This window comes from Pigmentiphaga aceris, from assembly GCF_008119665.1.
GTDB classification, from domain to species: domain Bacteria; phylum Pseudomonadota; class Gammaproteobacteria; order Burkholderiales; family Burkholderiaceae_B; genus Pigmentiphaga; species Pigmentiphaga aceris.
This window is the reverse complement of record NZ_CP043046.1, coordinates 1,380,159-1,397,524: the sequence shown is the minus strand read 5'-3', so window position 1 is coordinate 1,397,524 and position 17,366 is coordinate 1,380,159. Positions and strand designations below refer to the sequence as shown.

General features: G+C 61.2%; 12 protein-coding genes. 2 read left to right on the top strand and 10 right to left on the bottom strand.

Features of this window, described 5'->3' with window-relative positions:
- Positions 1-2: 2 nt before the first annotated feature.
- From uca to atzF, 7 genes are all read right to left on the bottom strand, one after another.
- Entirely contained in the window at positions 3-3,647 is a 3,645-nt protein-coding gene (gene uca / locus FXN63_RS05865) for an urea carboxylase (RefSeq protein ID WP_148813618.1), read from the bottom strand.
- Positions 3,648-3,695: 48 nt separating this feature from the next.
- Positions 3,696-4,394, bottom strand: a complete 699-nt coding sequence (gene urtE, locus FXN63_RS05860; protein WP_148813615.1) for an urea ABC transporter ATP-binding subunit UrtE — start codon at positions 4,392-4,394, stop codon at positions 3,696-3,698.
- 3 nt (positions 4,395-4,397) lie between these two features.
- Positions 4,398-5,231 carry an urea ABC transporter ATP-binding protein UrtD gene (gene urtD, locus FXN63_RS05855; protein WP_148818985.1) on the bottom strand — a complete coding sequence of 278 codons (834 nt, stop codon included), beginning with the start codon at positions 5,229-5,231 and terminating at the stop codon, positions 4,398-4,400.
- A 14-nt stretch (positions 5,232-5,245) separates the two neighbouring features.
- Entirely contained in the window at positions 5,246-6,412 is a 1,167-nt protein-coding gene (gene urtC, locus FXN63_RS05850; RefSeq protein WP_148813614.1) for an urea ABC transporter permease subunit UrtC, read from the bottom strand.
- Entirely contained in the window at positions 6,409-8,124 is a 1,716-nt protein-coding gene (urtB, locus tag FXN63_RS05845; protein WP_425468663.1) for an urea ABC transporter permease subunit UrtB, read from the bottom strand. The genes urtC and urtB overlap by 4 nt, the downstream gene beginning before the upstream one ends.
- A gap of 104 nt (positions 8,125-8,228) precedes the next feature.
- The gene (urtA, locus tag FXN63_RS05840) at positions 8,229-9,488 is read right to left on the bottom strand and encodes an urea ABC transporter substrate-binding protein (RefSeq protein ID WP_148813612.1); all 1,260 of its coding nucleotides are present in this window, start codon (positions 9,486-9,488) and stop codon (positions 8,229-8,231) included.
- A gap of 143 nt (positions 9,489-9,631) precedes the next feature.
- The gene (gene atzF / locus FXN63_RS05835) at positions 9,632-11,353 is read right to left on the bottom strand and encodes an allophanate hydrolase (RefSeq protein WP_148813610.1); all 1,722 of its coding nucleotides are present in this window, start codon (positions 11,351-11,353) and stop codon (positions 9,632-9,634) included.
- Between the two features lie 360 nt (positions 11,354-11,713).
- On the opposite strand from atzF, the gene FXN63_RS05830 reads away from it, so the two are divergent.
- Positions 11,714-12,544 carry a GntR family transcriptional regulator gene (locus FXN63_RS05830; RefSeq protein WP_246165043.1) on the top strand — a complete coding sequence of 277 codons (831 nt, stop codon included), beginning with the start codon at positions 11,714-11,716 and terminating at the stop codon, positions 12,542-12,544.
- Here FXN63_RS05830 and FXN63_RS05825 read toward each other — a convergent pair.
- Together FXN63_RS05825 and FXN63_RS05820 are read right to left on the bottom strand one after the other, a co-directional pair.
- Positions 12,517-13,257 carry a pseudouridine synthase gene (locus tag FXN63_RS05825; RefSeq protein WP_148813607.1) on the bottom strand — a complete coding sequence of 247 codons (741 nt, stop codon included), beginning with the start codon at positions 13,255-13,257 and terminating at the stop codon, positions 12,517-12,519. The two genes, FXN63_RS05830 and FXN63_RS05825, sit on opposite strands and share 28 nt — an antisense overlap.
- 1 nt (position 13,258) lies before the next feature.
- Positions 13,259-14,113, bottom strand: coding sequence for a 23S rRNA (adenine(2030)-N(6))-methyltransferase RlmJ (locus FXN63_RS05820; RefSeq protein ID WP_148813605.1), 855 nt, complete (start codon positions 14,111-14,113; stop codon positions 13,259-13,261).
- A gap of 386 nt (positions 14,114-14,499) precedes the next feature.
- On the opposite strand from FXN63_RS05820, the gene FXN63_RS05815 reads away from it, so the two are divergent.
- A complete protein-coding gene (locus FXN63_RS05815) occupies positions 14,500-14,703 on the top strand; it encodes a cold-shock protein (protein ID WP_148813603.1) in 204 nt (67 codons plus the stop codon).
- Between the two features lie 306 nt (positions 14,704-15,009).
- On the opposite strand, the gene FXN63_RS05810 is transcribed toward FXN63_RS05815, so the two are convergent.
- The gene (locus FXN63_RS05810) at positions 15,010-17,100 is read right to left on the bottom strand and encodes a putative bifunctional diguanylate cyclase/phosphodiesterase (protein ID WP_148813601.1); all 2,091 of its coding nucleotides are present in this window, start codon (positions 17,098-17,100) and stop codon (positions 15,010-15,012) included.
- Positions 17,101-17,366: the final 266 nt, after the last annotated feature.

The following is a 17,366-nucleotide window of genomic DNA, read 5'->3' as shown; positions in this document are numbered from 1 at the left end:
GGTCATGCATCCAGCACAAACAGACGCTGCCCCGACCGCACCTGCTGACCAGGTTGGCACAAGATCCGACTGACGGTGCCAGCACGCCGGGCGGTCACTGAAAACTCCATCTTCATCGATTCGATCACGGCCAGTTGCGCACCGGCTTCGACCTTCATGCCAGGCTCTGCCAGCAAGCGCCAGATGTTGCCCGGAATGTCGGCGTGCAGCGCAGACTGCCCGGTGACCAAGGGCGAATCTTCATCGGCTGCCGAACCGTTGCCGGCCATGCTGCCCACTGCCGCCGCTGCAGCCTCTTCTTCCGCGCGTTCGTTGTCCCACAGAATCCGCTCGGTATCGAAGGCGGCCTGCTGCTTGGCTTTGAACTCCTTCAGCTCGGTATCGATGGATGCCAGGAAGCGGTTGTAGTCACCCAGGTTGAAGTCTTCCTCGGTGATGTTCAGGCGTACCGTGCCTTCACGGAACGCGGCACGGTATTCGGTCAGTTCTGCTTCGCTGACGGGGTAATAACGCACCTGGTCGAAGAAGCGCAGCAGCCACGGTTCGCCCGGCGCGAAGTCAGGGTTCTTCAGGAACTTGTTCCAGATGGGCACGGTGCGGCCCACCAGTTGATAACCGCCGGGCGAGTCCATGCCGTAGATGCACATATAGACGCCACCAATACCCACCGCGCCTTCCGGCGTGAAGGTGCGCGCCGGGTTGTACTTGGACGTCAGCAGGCGATGACGCGGATCCACCGGCACCGCGCACGGTGCGCCCAGATACACGTCACCCAGGCCCAGCACCATGTAGCTGGTCTGGAAGATGATGTCGCGCACCTGCTCCACGCTGTCCAGGCCGTTGATGCGGCGCATGAACTCCACGTTGGACGGCAAGTACGGGGCGGTCTTGCGCACCGACTGCATGTACTTGGACACGGCTTCCAGCACCGAGCTGTCTTCGAACGCCATCGGCAGATGCACGATGCGGCTCTTGACCGTGATCGACTCTTCCGGTGGCAGTTCCTGTTCCGCGCGCAGCAACATGTCCATCAGGCGTGCCAGCGGCAGCGTGCGGCTTTCATAATGGATCTGCAGCGAACGCACGCCCGGCGACAGTTCCTGCAGGCCATCGACGTGATTGGCCTTCAGCCACTCCATCAAGGCATGCACGCGGAAACGCAGGTTCAGGTCCAGAATCGCCGGGCCGTATTCGATCAGAATGTACTTGTCACCTGCACGGCGATACACCACGCCGGTCTGCGTATCGGTATGGGGAATCTCGTGAATGATCGCGGGCGTGGCCAAGGCGGCTTCGTCGCTGGGCGGCAATGCCACCAGCACCGGCTTGCCAGCACGTGCCTGCACCAGCGCGATCTGCGACAGCTCGTCGTCCAGTGCCTGGGCTTCGCTGAAACGCACGAAGCGCACGGTATCGCCCGGCTTGATCTGCCCGACCTTCCACATTTCGGCTCGCACAATCGTTGCGGCGCACACAAAGCCACCCAGGCTCGGTCCATCGAGCGTCAGGATGATCGGCATGTCGCCGCTGAAGTTGATGCTGCCCACGGCGTACATGCAGTCGTGCACGTTCGACGGATGCAGCCCCGCTTCGCCACCGTCGGCACGCGCCCACGTGGGCTTGGGGCCGTTCAGGCGGATGCCCAGGCGGTTCGAGTTGTAGTGCACCTCCCAGTCCGACGTGAAGAACATCTCGATGGCTTCCGCCGTGAAGAAGTCCGGTGCGCCGTGCGGGCCATACAGCACGCCGATCTGCCACTGCGTCGGATAAGCCGGGATCAGCTCAGACGCCAGGCCTTCGTACATGGCGGCATCAAGCTTGTGGTCTTGCGCGGTGTCATCCATCACTTCCAGCACGTCACCACTGCGCAGCGGCCGCCCGGCGTGACCGCCGAACTGACCCAGCGAGAACGTCGACTTGCTGCCCAGGTATTCCGGCACGTCGAAACCACGCTGCACGGCCAGGTATGCACGGCAGCCCGTGCCGCCTGCGGCACCCAGGGTAAGGGTGCTGCCCGCCTTCACATCGATGGCCGTCCAGAACGGCACGGTGACACCATCGACATCGGCGGGCATGGTGGCACCGGTCAGTGCAATGGTGGTGTCAAAATCAAAGCGCAGCGTCGGGCCTTGCACCGTGAATTCCAGCGCGGCATATCCTTCCGGGTTGCCAACGATGCGATTGGCCAGGCGCATGCCCAGGTCATCCATCGGGCCCGAAGGTGGCACGCCAATGTCCCAGTAGCCGTGACGGCCCGGGTAGTCCTGCACCGAGCTGTAGGTGCCCGGTTCGATCACCGAGATGGTGGTCGGAAGATAGTCGAAGCTGTCCAGGAAACGCGTGAAGACATGCGCGGTGCGGAAAGCCTCGCTCTCCACGATCTGCTGCAGGTATTGACGGTTGCAGCGAATACCGTGAATGCGGGTTTTGGCCAGCACCTCGGCCATTTTTTCGACAGCGGCTTCACGCGTGTCGGCATGCACGATCAGCTTGGCGATCAGCGGGTCGTAGAAGGCGCTGACCTCAGTCCCCTGCGACACCCAGGTGTCGCAACGCACATCGTCCGGCACCGAGAAACCGGTCAATACTCCCGGGCTGGGCTGGAAGTTGCGGCCCGGGTCTTCGGCGTACACCCGCACCTGAATCGAATGCCCTTGCGGCGTGAAGGTGTAGCCCGCCAGCGGCAGGGTTTCGTCTGCGGCCTGGCGCAGCATCCACTCGACCAGGTCCAGGCCGGTGACGGATTCGGTCACGCCGTGCTCGACTTGCAAACGCGTGTTCACTTCCAGGAAATAGAACTGTTCGGCATCGTCGTCATAGACGAATTCCACGGTGCCCGCCGAGCGGTAACGCACAGCTTCGCCCAGCTTCACGGCAGCTGCCGACAGTTCAGCGGTGAGTTCCGGCGAGATACGCGGCGCAGGCGTTTCCTCGATCACTTTCTGGTTGCGACGCTGCACCGAGCATTCGCGCACACCCAACGCGGCGACCGTACCTTTGCCGTCACCAAACAACTGCACTTCCAGATGACGCGCTTTGGTCACGTACTTCTCGACGTACATGCCGCCGTTCTTGAAGAAGCTCTTGCCCAGGCGGCTGACGGATTCAAACGCGGCTTCCAACGCCGCTTCATCCGCGCACAAAGACATGCCGATTCCGCCGCCACCCGCCGTGCTTTTCAGCATCACCGGATAACCCACGCGCAGCGATTCGCGCTTGGCTTCTTCCAGGTCTGCCAGCAGGCTGCTGCCGGGCAGCAAGGGCAAGCCATTGTCCAAGGCCAGCTTGCGGGCGGTGTGCTTCAAACCGAAGTCACGCATCTGGGCGGGCGTGGGTCCGATGAACGCAATGCCGCGTGCCTCGCAGGCTTCGGCAAAGTCTGCATTCTCGGACAGGAAACCGTAGCCCGGATGAATCGCCTGCGCGCCGGTGGCAATCGCCGCATCAAGAATCTTGTCGGTGGCCAGATAGCTTTCCGCAGCCGGTGCCGGGCCGATGCAGACGGCCTCATCGGCCTGCAACACATGGGCGCTGGTGGCATCGGCTTCGGAATACACCGCGACGGACGCAATGCCCAGCTTCTTGAGTGTGCGCAGCACGCGGCAGGCGATTTCGCCGCGGTTGGCGATCAGGACTTTGGTGAACATGGCAGGCTTCGCATTTAGAAGTAGTGGAACGGAAGAACAGCGGGAAGATCAGACCGACAGATGTCGGCGTACGTCCTCGCTGTTCATGTCGGCGTGTTCGCCCTCGGCAACGACTTCGCCGCGCGACATCACGACAAAACGGTCAGCCAGTTCATGGGCAAAATCGAAGTACTGCTCGCACAGCAAAATGGCGATGTCGCCGCGCTCGCGCAGCAGGCGAATCACGCGGCCAATGTCTTTGATGATCGATGGCTGAATGCCTTCGGTCGGCTCGTCGAGAATGATCAGGCGCGGTTCCGACACCAGCGCCCGCGCAATCGCCAGCTGCTGTTGCTGCCCGCCCGACAAGTCGCCGCCACGTCGCGACAACATGCTTTTCAGCACCGGGAACAGCTCGTAGATTTCGCCTTTGATGCGACGCGCGTCGCGGGCCGGCTTGGTGGCCATGCCCATCAAGATGTTCTCTTCGACGGTCAACCGGGCGAAGATTTCGCGGCCCTGCGGCACGTAGGCCATGCCCAATGCGGCACGTTTGTATGGCGCGATCTTGGTGATGTCCTGGCCATCCAGCGACACCTGCCCGGACGCCACGGGCAACACGCCCATCAGACACTTCAGCAATGTGGTCTTGCCCACGCCATTGCGGCCCAACAGCGCCGTGCACTGTCCGGTCTGCACCGACATCGACACACCGCGCAGCGTGTGGCTACCGCCGTAGTATTGATTGACTTGTTGGACTTCGAGCATGGCTTAGCGACCTAGATAGACTTCAACCACACGCGGGTCGGACTGCACCGCGTCCATGGTTCCCTCGGCCAACACGGAACCCTCGTGCAGCACCGTAACCTTGCCGTCGCGCGCAATCGCGGACACAAAATCCATGTCGTGTTCGACCACCATCAGCGAATGTTTGCCGCGCAACTCGTTCAGCAGTTCGGCGGTGCGTTCGGTTTCGGCATCGGTCATGCCGGCGACAGGTTCATCCAGCAGCAACAGCTGCGGTTCCTGCATCAGCAACATGCCGATCTCCAGCCATTGCTTCTGGCCGTGCGACAACAAGCCAGCGGGCCGATGTGCCTCGCCCAGCAGGCGGATCAGTTGCAGGCGTTCGCCAATGGTGTCGATCTGCTCACCGCTCAGTCGTGCGCGCAAGGTGCGGCGTACGCGCTTGTCGGCCTTCATCGCCAGTTCCAGGTTCTCGAAGACCGTGTGCTGTTCGAACACGGTCGGACGCTGGAACTTTCGGCCGATGCCGGCGTGCGCAATCGCGGTTTCCGACATGCGCGACAAGTCGATGCTCTGGCCGAAAAATGCCGTACCGGAACTGGGCCGGGTCTTGCCGGTGATCACGTCCATCATCGTGGTCTTGCCTGCGCCGTTGGGACCGATGATGCAGCGCAGTTCACCCACGCCAATGTCCAAAGTCAGTGCATTCAAGGCACGGAAACCATCGAAACTGACGGTGATGTCTTCCAGGTACAAGATGACGCCGTGGGCGGTATCGACACCTTCGGGACGCAGGCGACCATAGCTGGACGAACCGCCCGAGCCACCGACTTCCGCATCGTTCGATACGGGCTGCATGGTCTTGTCGATCATCATGCTGCCCTCCGCGACTGAAGACGTTCGCGCACGCTGGACACCAAGCCAACAATGCCGCGCGGCAAGAACAAAGTCACCAGCACGAAGATCAGGCCCAGTGCGTACAGCCAGAACTCGGGGAACACACTGGTGAACCAGGTCTTCAGACCATTGACCACACCCGCACCGATGATCGGACCGATCAGCGTGCCGCGTCCGCCGGTGGCGACCCAGATCACCATTTCGATGGAGTTGGCGGGCGACATTTCGCCGGGGTTGATGATGCCCACTTGCGGCACATACAAGGCACCCGCAATACCGCACAACACCGCCGACACCGTCCAGATGAACAGCTTGAACCAGTGCGGGTCGTAGCCCACAAACATCAACCGCGTTTCACCATCACGGATGCCGGTCAGCACACGGCCCAGCTTCGATTGCGTCAGGCTGCGCGCAAACACCAGCGCACCCAGCAAGGTGGCGAGCGTCAGCATATACAGCGTGGCCTTGGTGCCCGGTGCAGTGATGGAAAAGCCCAGGATTTCGCGGAAGTCGGTGAAGCCGTTGTTGCCGCCGAACCCGGTTTCGTTGCGAAAGAACAGCAACATGGCCGCAAAGGTCAGCGCCTGCGTGATGATCGAGAAGTACACGCCCTTGATGCGCGAGCGGAACGCGAAGAAACCGAACACCAAGGCCAGCAAGCCCGGCGCAAGCACCACCAGCAACATCGCGTAGGGGAAGTGCTCGGTGAAGGACCAGAACCAGGGATAGGCTTTCCAGTCCAGGAAGTTCATGAAGTCGGGCATGCGATCCGCGCCTTGTGCGGCAGCCGTGGCGCGCATCAGATACATGCCGTGGGCATACCCACCCAGCGCGAAGAACAAGCCGTGGCCCAACGACAGAATGCCGGTGTAGCCCCAGACCAGATCCAGCGCCAACGCGGCGATGGCGTAGCACATGAATTTGCCCAGCAAGGCAATCGTGAAGGCCGAGACGTGCAGTGCGTGGCCGGCTGGGAACACCAGGTTCAACACCGGCAACACGGCCAGCAAGGCGGTCACGATCAACACGCCAGTCCATACAGCGGGTGGGAAAAGCCGGGCGCGCGGCGGTGCGAAGGATTCGCGCGCTGGCCGTACCGAGGCAGCGGCCAGCACGGTTGAATGTTGCGTGGGGCTGCTCATTCGACGCTCCGACCCTTGAGGGCAAACAGGCCTTGCGGGCGCTTCTGGATGAACAGGACGATCAAGACCAGGATGGTGATCTTGGCCATCACGGCACCCGAGTACGGCTCAAGGAATTTGTTGATTTCGCCCAGGCCGATGGCGGCGATCACGGTGCCTGCCAATTGGCCGACACCCCCCAGCACCACCACCATGAAGGAATCGACGATGTAGGCCTGGCCAAGATCAGGCCCGACGTTGCCAAGCTGAGAAAGCGCGACACCGCCCAGGCCTGCAATGCCCGAACCCAGACCGAAAGTCAGCATGTCCACGCGCCCGGTGGGAACCCCCACGCAGGACGCCATGCGCCGGTTCTGGGTGACGGCACGCACGAACAAGCCAAGCCGTGTGCGGTTCAGCAGCACCCACACCAGCACCACCACCGCCAGCGAGAAACCGATGATGACCAGCCGGTTGTAGGGCAGCACCAGGCCGTCCAGTACCACCATGCTGCCGCTCATCCACGACGGGTTGCCCACTTCCACGTTCTGCGCGCCGAACAGGCTGCGCACACCCTGCATCAGGATCAGGCTGATGCCCCAGGTGGCCAGCAGCGTTTCCAGCGGACGGCCATACAACCAGCGGATGACACTGTGCTCCAGCGCCATGCCCACCAGTGCCGATGCGGCAAACGCCACTGGCAATGCAGCCAGCAGATACCAGTCGGTCCACATGGGCGCGAACTGGCGGAACAGGTATTGCACGACGTAGGTGGCGTAGGCACCGATCATCAACAGCTCGCCGTGCGCCATGTTGATGATGCCCATCAAGCCGAAGGTGATCGCCAGACCAAGGGCCGCCAGCAACAGCACGCTGCCCAGGCTTGCGCCATAGAACAGATTGCCCAGCCACTCGATGCGCGACAGATGAATGTCCAGCCGGTGCAGCGCAATGCGCACGGCGGCGCGCACCGACGCATCGGGTTCCACATAACTGCCATCGGCTTGCTTCACCAAGCGGGCGGCCAGTACGGTTTTCACTCCGGCGTCGGTCGCATCTGCCAATGCCTGCGCGGCGCGCAGACGCATGGCGGGGTCGTCGTCGGACAGTTCGATGTTGGCCAAGGCCAGACGCAACAATCCGGTGATCTGCGGATCGGTTTCCTGCGTCAGCGCCTTGCGCAACAGCGGCGCACGATCTGGGTCGACATCGCGTTGCAGACTGCGCACCGCAGCCAGTCGCGTGGGCACGTCGCCACTCAGGATCTGTTGTGCAGCCAGCGCGTTGGCAATGCCGACACGCAGGCGGTTATTGATGGAGATGCTGGCGGCATCTTCCGGCAGGGCCAGCGTCTCACCCGTCTCGGGGTCTGACACGGTGCTCTGCGCGTCTTGAATCAGGATGCGACCGGCTTCGGTCGCAAACAATCGGTCGCTGCCCAATGCATCTAGCACTGCGGCAGCAGCCGGGCTGGCAAGCTCACCAAGAGCAGTGATTGCGGCAAGCCGTTCATCGGTATCGTCGGCCGCCAACGGGGCCAACATGGTCTGCGGAATCGGGGTGGCAGCGGCGTGTGCAACTTGCTGCGGCAACACAAACAGCAGCGAGCAAGCCAGAAAAAAACCGGCGGTCGTGCTCAACGCCGAGCATATACGGACAGGGCGACGACATGCATCCGACACGACAGCGGTCAGCCGTGCGAGCAGTCGTATCAAGGTAAACAGAAGATGCATGGGTCGCCTGGACGTTTAACGTAGTGCCGCGTGCGTGGTGCGAAGAGCGTGGTGCAAGGTGCGTAGCGCTGAGTACGACTCGCTATGCACCGGTCCTGAAAAAATCAGATCTTCTGCTTGTCTTCGTTGCCCGCGATGAACGGGCTCCAGGGCTGTGCGCGCACCGGGCCTTTGGTCTTCCACACAACATTGAACTGACCATCGGCCTTGATTTCGCCGATGAACACGGGCTTGTGCAGGTGATGGTTGGTCTTGTCCATCGTGACCTTGAAGCCGCAAGGCGCATCGAAGGTCTGGCCGCCCAGCGACGCGATGACCTTTTCCACATCCGTGGTCTTGGCAGCTTCGACCGCCTGCTTCCACATGTGGATGCCGATGTAGGTGGCTTCCATCGGATCGTTGGTCACGACCGTGTTGGCATTCGGCAGGTTCTTCGCCTTGGCGTATGCCTTCCACTTGGCGATGAACGCCGTGTTGGTGGCGTTCTTGATCGACTGGAAGTAGTTCCAGGCAGCCAGGTGACCCACCAGCGGCTTGGTGTCCACGCCGCGCAGTTCTTCTTCGCCCACCGAGAAGGCCACCACCGGCACATCGGTTGCCTTCAGGCCCGCGTTGCCCAGTTCCTTGTAGAAGGGCACGTTCGAATCGCCATTGATGGTCGACACCACGGCCGTCTTGCCACCGGCTGCGAACTTCTTGATGTTGGCCACGATGGTCTGATAGTCGGCATGACCGAACGGGGTGTAAACCTCGTCGATGTCCGAATCCTTTACCCCCTTGCTGTGCAGGAAGGCGCGCAGAATCTTGTTGGTGGTGCGCGGGTACACGTAGTCGGTGCCCAGCAGCACGAAGCGCTTGGCCCCGCCGCCGTCCTTGCTCATCAGGTATTCCACGGCCGGGATGGCTTGCTGGTTGGGCGCAGCACCCGTGTAGAACACGTTCTTTTCCAGTTCCTCGCCTTCGTACTGCACGGGATAAAACAGCAGGCTGTTCAGTTCCTTGAACACCGGCAGCACCGACTTGCGCGACACCGAGGTCCAGCAGCCGAACACCACCGAGACCTTGTCCTGCGCGATCAGGCCACGGGCCTTTTCAGCGAACAGCGGCCAGTTCGATGCCGGGTCGACCACCACCGGTTCCAGCTTGCGACCCAGCACACCGCCGCTGGCGTTGATTTCCTCGATGGTCATCAGCGCCACGTCTTTCAAAGACGTTTCCGAGATGGCCATGGTGCCGGACAAGGAATGCAGGATGCCGACCTTGATCGGACCCGTTCCCTGAGCGAGGGCCAAAGGAGACACTCCACCGGCGGCCACTGCGCCGGCCGTCACTGCGATCTGCTTGATGGCTGTTCTGCGATCCATTGCCCCACTCCCTGTCGTTTCGGATGCCGGTCGACGCCTTGTCGACCGTGCGGTTTCACTGCTGATGATTACGAGACGTTCACGCTGTCCAGATGGCAGCCCAGACAGCACCCCATGCACGCGGCTTGCGCCGCGCAACGCGCTTACGCGGCAGCTTTCGCCCGGCCCAGATAGGCCCGCCAGCCACCGAATTCACTGATGTCTTCCGCGCCTTCCAAGGCAGACGCTTCGCACAGGAAACCCTGCACCCGCGAGCCGTCTTCCAGTTCGATGCTGCCGATGCCCAGCGGGCCCGGAATGCCTGCCACAAACGAGCCGTAGGCAGTCATGGGCATCTCCCAGACTTCGGCTTCGATGGCGGCACCATCCTTGGCCACACGCAACATGCCGGGCTTGGGCGGCACGGTGCCGGCCAGCGCGTAGAAGCGGTAATGCGGTGCGGTTTTCACGGTGGACAGCAGGCGTGCGCCGCGTTCCAGCAATTGGCTGTTGAGCGGCAGACCTGCCAGGTGCGCACCGACCACAGCGACCTTGACGGTGCTGCCGGGAACGCGAGGAATCGGCTTGGCGGCAGGCAACGGCTCGCCAGTTGCACCGAGTGTCAGGCCGGTCTGTTGATGGAAGCGTTGCGCCAGATCGGCCAGGCGCAATTCGCTGCCCGACGGTCCGATCAGCGTGATGCCGAACGGCAGGCCGTCGGGACGAATCGATGCCGGTACGGCAATCGCCGACAGGTCCAGCAGATTCACGAAGTTGGTGTAGTAGCCCAGCTCCCGATTGCGCACGATCGGGTCGGCCTGAACGGCGGCAATGGTGTGTGCGGTCGGCGCGGTCGGCACCACCAGCACATCGATGTCTTTCCACAGGCTGTCGGCGTATTGACGCAGCAGGCCCATGCGGCCCATGGCGGTGAACACATCGGCAGCCACGTACTTCTGGCCTGCACCGATGATGGTTCGCACCGTGGGATCGATCTCGTCGGGACGCGTGTCGAAGAACTCGCGAATGGCCGCATACCGGTCAGCCACCCACACGTCTTCATACAAGGCGGTGGCGGCTTCCAGCATGGGGGCATAGTCGATACGCGACGCGGTGCCCGACAAGCCTTCCAGTGCCACTACGGCTGCATCGAACGCGGCTTGCGCCTGCTTGTCACCGAAGAACTCAAGCTGCTCGGCATTCGGCAGACCGAAGCGGAATTGCTCGGGCATGGCGGCCGGATCGAGCGGCAGGTGACGCGAATATGGGCATTCGGGGTCGTGGCCGGCAACCGCCATCAACACCTCGATAGCTTGCGGCACAGTGCGCGCAAAGATCGACACGCAGTCGATGTGCTGGCTGGCCGGCACCACGCCGCGCGTGCTCATCAGTCCACGCGAGGGCTTCAGGCCCACAATATTGTTCAGGCCGGCCGGCACACGACCGGAACCTGCGGTGTCGGTGCCGTAGGACACATCCACCAGGCCCAGCGCCACGGCCACCGCAGAACCAGAACTGGAACCGCCACTGACGTATTCAGGCTTGAACGCGTTCTGCACCGGACCGTAGGGCGAGCGGGTGCCGACCAGACCACACGCAAACTGATCTAGGTTGGTCTTGCCGACCACGCTGGCACCCGCAGCCAGCAGACGTTCCACCACCGTGGCAGACCGGGTCGGTTCATACGCAAAACTTGGGCAGGCCGCCGTCGTCGGGAAACCCGCGACATCGATGTTGTCCTTGACGGCAGCAAGCAGGCCAGCCAGCGGACCACTGTCCGCACCGGCGGCTACCGCCTTGCGATCGATCCAGATATTGGCAGGCGCAAGCTCGGCTTCTGTGTTGAAGCGAGCCAGGCGCTGGGCGATAGATTCGGGGTGGGGCATGTTCGCATTCCGTCTTGTATACAACAGACGTAATGCAGAATCCGTGCCATGCGGATGCGTCGACGAGCAGTCTGCTGCGCTGCCCAGGGAGATGACAAAGCCTGCCCCCTGCGCGTCGCATCTACGTCATTTGGCGTAGACGTGAAGTGGTGCGTTCGCAGCACCACATTGGCGCACCCGCACATGCATTTGCACCGATCTGGGCTGAAGCTGAAGCCGCACTCACGGCATATCAGCGTCGCATGCGAGCAGACCACCAAGACCCGATGAGTTCATGCAGAAACCCACGTGACGCGCAGGCTATACGCGATGTTCGGCTGCTTGTTTCACCAGATGAAAACCCGGTATCCTGCGATCGCCATGCAGCCAAGTATCCCTTCTCAGTCGCGCAAGTCCCGTTCGCCAATCCTGTCATTGGCAGATACGGCCTATGCCCGATTGAAGGAAGAAATCTTCGATTTCCGCTTGGCACCCGGCGACCGGTTCTCGGAAACCAGCACTGCCGAACGCTTGCAGATCAGCCGCACGCCAGTACGCGAAGCCTTGTTCCGCCTGCAGCAGGAAGGCTATCTGCAAGTGCACTTCCGCAATGGCTGGTCGGTGCTGCCGCTGGACTTCGAGCAGTTCGAAAACTTCTACGACCTGCGCATCATTCTTGAGACGGCCGCCGTGCGTCGCCTGTGCGAATCGGCACTCGACAGTCAGACATTTGCCCGGCAAGTGCTGGATGGCCTGAAAGCGATCTGGATGGTGCCGGTTGCCGATCGGCTAAGCGATGGCTTGCTGGTCGCGAGCCACGATGAGGCGTTCCACATCTCGTTGGTGGAAGCGGTGGGCAATGCGGAATTGTCGCGTGTGCATCGTGACGTGACCGAACGCATTCGGATCATTCGCCGCCTGGACTTCACACGCGCGCCGCGCATCGAAAAGACCTACGACGAACACGCGCTGATTCTGGACGCGATCTTCTGTCGACGCACCGATGATGCCTTGCAGTTGCTGCGCAGTCATATCGAGGCCAGCAAGGCAGAGGTGCGCAAGATCACCTTGCATCGCCTGTTCCTGGCCCGCCAGGCGGCGAGCCAGGTGTCTGAACAGGACGCTGAGCAAAGCACGGAACCGCTCCCCGCTGCCAAGCCGCCCCGCCCTACCAAGACGCCCGCTCAGAAGCGTTCGTCTTCGCGCAAGTAACGCCACTGGCCGATCGGCAGATCGCCCAGCAGCACACCACCAATGCGAATACGCTTCAGGCCGACCACACGCAGGCCCACCATTTCGCACATGCGACGGATCTGACGCTTCTTGCCTTCGCGCAATACGAAGCGCAACTGGTCTTCGTTCAACCAGTCGACCTGTGCAGGACGCAGCGCCTGCCCGTCCAGCGACAGGCCGTGATTCAGGCGCTTCAAGCCGTCGGGCGCAATCTCGCCCGTCACGCGCACCAGGTATTCCTTGTCGACTTCAGAGTCTTCGCCAATCAGTTGTTTGGCGATGCGGCCGTCTTGCGTCAACACCAGCAAGCCCAGCGAGTCGATGTCCAGGCGGCCAGCCGGAGCCAGCCCCTTCAACTGGCTGTGCTGGAAGCGCTGTTTGACCCGGTCACCCTGGTAACGCGTGCCCTGGCTGATCAAAGACACCGCCGGCTCGTAGCCCGGCTCTGGCTGGCCCGACACAAAACCGATCGGCTTGTTCAGCAAGATGGTCACGCGGTTGGTCTGCTGCGCCTGCGCGGCACGATTGAGCGTCACGGTCTGGCTGGGGAAGGCCTTGGTACCCAGCTCGGTGACACGCTCGCCATCCAGGTACACCCAGCCGGCTTCGATGAAGGCATCGGCTTCGCGGCGCGAGCACAGGCCGCGCTCGGACATCAGCTTGGAAATACGGATCTTTTCTTCTTCGGCCATCTCAGACTCCGTGCGTATCAAGCGTGAAGGTCGCGCCTTCGTCTTCACCCAGGGCCTCGACCAGCCACGGCATGACCGACTTCAGGGTCGCGGCCAGCGTCCAGGGCGGGTTGATGATGAACATGCCGCTGCCATTGAGACCCAGGCCGATGCCCGACGGTTGGCGCACGGTCAGGCTCACGTGCAGCCACTTGGCGTCGATGCGCATCAGTTTTTCGGGCAGTTGCTGTGCTTCGCGGCGCGCCACCTGCGGATACCAGACGGCATACATCCCGGTGGCAAAGCGCTCCAGGCCTTCTTGCAGCGTGTGCATCACATAGGTGTAGTCACGCTTGTCTTCGTACGACGGATCGATCAGCACCAGGCCGCGACGCGTCGGCGGCGGCAGCAAGCCCTTCAGACCGGAGAAACCGTCACGGTCGTAGAACATGGTCTTGCGCTGCACATGACGGCCCAGCGTGCGCACGTTGTCCTGCAGGACCGTGATCTCGGTCGGATGCGCTTCGAACAGGCGCATGCAGTCGCGATCGCGCAGCATCGGCCCGGCAATGAACGGCGAGCCCGGATAGTGGCGCAGCGCACCGTCTTCATTCCAGGCGGCCACTTCTTCTACATAGTCGGCCACCGCCGGCGGCAGATCGTCACGCTCCCAGAGACGGGCAATGCCACCTTCGTGCTCGGCGTTCTTGCCGGCCCACTCGCCTTCCAGGGCGTAGACACCCGCGCCCGAATGGGTGTCGATGTACCAATAGGGCGTGTCCTTCTGCCCGAGGTACTTCAGCAGCTGGATGAGGATGAGGTGCTTGAGCACGTCGGCGTGGTTGCCGGCGTGGAACGCGTGTCGATAACTGAACATGGAAAGCCTTGAAAGAGTGGCGTGATTGTAGTCATCCCGGCGTCCGATGCCGAAAACGGCCGCACATCGGGTGATCTGTGCCTGCTTGCCACGCCCGACAAATGTTGAATTCCGACCAGGCAAATGTTGAATGGATGCTTGAATCTGCAGCGTATTCAGCTGGTCTTGATAAATGACTGGCGCAAACCCTGACCTAGATCAAATCGCGACTATCTCCGCTTGACGATATACGCGAATTTCAAGTAAAAACAATCGGCAAGATTTTCAAGTGATGAGGGCGCTGTTCATTGGGCGCTTCTTTGCGGTACTCGCGTGTACGTTGTCCCTTCCTTGATCGTCATGTGCCCGAGCGAAAGCTCTTTTGTCAATTAAGGCTAGGAATAAATATGGAAACCGGTACCGTAAAGTGGTTCAACGACGCCAAGGGCTTCGGCTTTATCGCTTCTGACGCAGGCGGCGACGACCTGTTCGCGCATTTCTCGGAAATCCGCGTTGAGGGTTTCAAGACCCTGCAAGAAAACCAGAAAGTGAGCTTCAGCGTCACCAACGGCCCGAAGGGTCGTCAGGCTTCGAACATTCAGCCCATCTAAGGGCAAGGGCCAGCGCGGTTCGCCGCGCTGCCTGAATGTTTCGGCAGCTCAGGCTGCCGAGCTGAGCGAAAAAAATGGCCCGATTCGTCGGGCCATTTTTTTATGGTTTTTGCGTTTTTCGCCGTGCGTCTTCGCTTGTTCGATTGTCTGTGGTCCGATTTCCAGCTGCATTATGTGCGTCGGCAAACGCCCCCACAAAGACATCGAAAACCATCAAAAAACAATAAGCAGCATATTTATTTATGCATTAAGCGCAGACCATGCGCACACATAATAGATACCCTGCACCACACCCACATTTATTGCTTATTTCAAGGCCAGCAATAACTGATCAAAGGGCATTGGCCGTGCATACCAATACCCTTGGCCAATCGCACAATCATGCTCGCGCAGGAAATTACGCTGGGTTTCCTTCTCGATTCCTTCGGCAACCACCTGCATGCCCATCGCGTCAGCCATGCGCAGGATACCCACCGAAATCGCCGCGCTATCGCCGCTTTCCGGCAGCGTGCGGGTGAAGGAACCATCGATCTTCACGCGATCGAAGCCCACGCGCCGCAGCTGCGCCAGCGAGCTTTGCCCGGTGCCGAAATCATCCAGCGACAAGCGCACGCCCATTTTTTTTACCGCTCGCAGGTTGGCCGCAACCGCTTGACTTTCCGCCATCACGATCGATTCCGTGATTTCAAGTTCCAGGTTGCCGCTTGGCAATGCGGTGTCTGCCAGCACACGCTCCAGCACGCGCGGGAACTGACCGTTCTGGAACAGCACACTGCACATATTGACCGATACCGGCACATCGAGCAGACCGATGTCGAGCAGGCGGCGGTTATCGGTGCAGGCCTGTCGCAATACCCAGCGGGTAATCGATGCCATCAACCCATGTTCGATGGCAAAAGGCAGGAAATGCTCGGGCAAGACCTGCCCATTGCTGCCATCGTTCCAGCGCAGCAAGGCCTCGATCCCGGTAATTTTCAGGGAACCCAGATTGAACAGCGGCTGGTAATGCAGCTCGAACTGCCGTGCGTCGATAGCGCGTCGCAGCCGCCCCGCCAGATTCACGGAATACGTGGCGCGTTCCTGCATGGCCGGCGTGAAGAACTGGAAGCGACGGCCGCCCAGGCTCTTGGCTTGGTACATCGCCATGTCGGCGTGGTGCAGCAATTCGGCTGGCGTGGACGCGTCGTCGGGATAGATGCTGATGCCGATACTGGCACCCACCGACAGCAATTCGCCACCGGCTTCCACCGGTTCGGCCATGGCTTCCAGCACACGGTCGGCAATGTGGGATGCGTTTTCGGCGTTGCCAGCGAGTTCGGACACCACCACGAACTCGTCACCACCAACACGCGCCAGGGTGTCGGTGTCGCGCAGCGAATTCTGCAGGCGTTGGGCGATGACCGTCAGCGCGTCGTCCCCAATCCGGTGCCCCAGCCGATCATTGACCAGCTTGAAATCGTCCAGGTCGATGAACAAGGCTACCACCGTGGCACGATGCCGTTTCGCGTCGCTGATCGCCTGCTGCATGCGATCGCCAAGCAGGTTGCGGTTGGCACAGCCAGTCAGTACGTCGTGCGTGGCCAGGTAGTGAACGTGCTCTTCGGCCAGCTTGCGTTCGGTGATATCCACACCGAATGACTGGTACTCGACAATCGCGCCGTCCTTGTTCTCGATCAGTTGGTCTTCGCGTTCCAGCCAGCGGCGCTCTCCGGTGGGCAGCGTGATCTGCTGCACGTAACGGGAATGCGCACCGTTGCCTTGCAAGCGACGCAGATTGAGCACGATCTTTTCACGATCGTCGGCACCAATGCCGCGAAACACGTCTTGCCCGATCAATTGCTCGCGGCTTGCTGCCATGAAGTGACAGTAAGCATCGTTCACGAAACTCAGGCGAAAGTCTGTGCCGAAGCGACAGAACACCTCGTTGCGACGCGCAACGAGATCATGTCGCGGTTCGCCTTGGGATGTGCCCGGTGCGTTACTGCTGGCCCCCACTTCGGAAGCATCGTGGCACACCGCAACGTGGAAACGCACGCCATGCATGTCATGGGTGCTGACGGTGATCAGCATGGGAAACTGCCGGCCGTCCTGTCTGACACCGTGCAGATTGCGACTGGTCAGAATAGGCAGCAGGTTGAAGCCGGTGCTGGCAACAGTCAGACCAGCCTCGTCGTCCGTCTGATCTGGCGCGTCGATCTGCGCCAGCAGGCACAAGATGCTGCTGCCAATCACATCTTCTGAGGCATAGCCGAAGATATGCGAGGCGCGCTGATTCAAGCCCTGGATCAAGCCCTTTTCGTCGAACACCAGGATTCCGTCCACCGCCGCCTCGAAAAGCGTGGCGACGAGCTCGGACAGCTCGGACGAATAAGCAGAAAAACTGGGAGGCGGTGTCATGGCAAGGGCCCGTGGTCCTGGTCAGGAATGCGCAAAGCAAAGAGCCGGCAAATGGCCTGGCGCGGCGGTGGCCTTGAAATACCCGCCAAATAACGAACACATGACTGCGAAATCCGCCATTCTGAAATCCCGCAGACACGCCGTCAATGTGAAGTTTTCCGGCGAACTGTCTTGTGGATATCAGGTTGCACGCTTGCATGCGGTTTTTACCAATACAACCCGGCAAAAATGATGTCAGCGGCCAAAACCAAGGGTTAATACCAGTC

What these genes read in the sequence shown, in the direction of transcription:
- uca (WP_148813618.1), bottom strand. Translation starts at nt 3,647, where the DNA reads ATGTTCACCAAAGTCCTGATCGCCAACCGCGGCGAAATCGCCTGCCGC.
- urtE (WP_148813615.1), bottom strand. Translation starts at nt 4,394, where the DNA reads ATGCTCGAAGTCCAACAAGTCAATCAATACTACGGCGGTAGCCACACG.
- urtD (WP_148818985.1), bottom strand. Translation starts at nt 5,231, where the DNA reads ATGCAGCCCGTATCGAACGATGCGGAAGTCGGTGGCTCGGGCGGTTCG.
- urtC (WP_148813614.1), bottom strand. Translation starts at nt 6,412, where the DNA reads ATGAGCAGCCCCACGCAACATTCAACCGTGCTGGCCGCTGCCTCGGTA.
- urtB (WP_425468663.1), bottom strand. Translation starts at nt 8,124, where the DNA reads ATGCATCTTCTGTTTACCTTGATACGACTGCTCGCACGGCTGACCGCT.
- urtA (WP_148813612.1), bottom strand. Translation starts at nt 9,488, where the DNA reads ATGGATCGCAGAACAGCCATCAAGCAGATCGCAGTGACGGCCGGCGCA.
- atzF (WP_148813610.1), bottom strand. Translation starts at nt 11,353, where the DNA reads ATGCCCCACCCCGAATCTATCGCCCAGCGCCTGGCTCGCTTCAACACA.
- FXN63_RS05830 (WP_246165043.1), top strand. Translation starts at nt 11,714, where the DNA reads ATGCAGCCAAGTATCCCTTCTCAGTCGCGCAAGTCCCGTTCGCCAATC.
- FXN63_RS05825 (WP_148813607.1), bottom strand. Translation starts at nt 13,257, where the DNA reads ATGGCCGAAGAAGAAAAGATCCGTATTTCCAAGCTGATGTCCGAGCGC.
- FXN63_RS05820 (WP_148813605.1), bottom strand. Translation starts at nt 14,113, where the DNA reads ATGTTCAGTTATCGACACGCGTTCCACGCCGGCAACCACGCCGACGTG.
- FXN63_RS05815 (WP_148813603.1), top strand. Translation starts at nt 14,500, where the DNA reads ATGGAAACCGGTACCGTAAAGTGGTTCAACGACGCCAAGGGCTTCGGC.
- FXN63_RS05810 (WP_148813601.1), bottom strand. Translation starts at nt 17,100, where the DNA reads ATGACACCGCCTCCCAGTTTTTCTGCTTATTCGTCCGAGCTGTCCGAG.